At 66.3% G+C, this 279-nt stretch carries 1 pseudogene; it reads left to right on the forward strand.

The annotated features are described in order from the left end of the window. Nucleotides 1-279 (forward strand): annotated as a pseudogene (locus tag EXE45_RS18815) (hypothetical protein); the annotation flags it as partial.

A 279-nucleotide genomic window follows, 5' to 3' on the forward strand; every position in this document is an offset into this window, starting at 1 on the left:
GTGTTGGCGAACCAGAATAAACTCGTGAAAGACGGGGTTTCGGACGAGCGTATCGGGTTCGAGGTCAACGGGACGACGCTCACGGTCCGCGACGTGATCGAGGGCGAGCAGATGGAGTTCCGCGTTGACCGCGAACCGGAGCTCTCGCCGGCGCTCCCGGCGCTGTTCCCCTCTCCGGTCGACAACGCCGTCAGCTTCGAGGCGACGTCGCTCGTCGTCCCGGCCTACACGTCGATCGTCGTGCGCGACGCCGAGGGCGAGTTCATCGGGCGCCCGAAC

Origin of the sequence: Halorubrum sp. SP9 (assembly GCF_005435015.1) — an archaeon.
GTDB classification, from domain to species: domain Archaea; phylum Halobacteriota; class Halobacteria; order Halobacteriales; family Haloferacaceae; genus Halorubrum; species Halorubrum sodomense.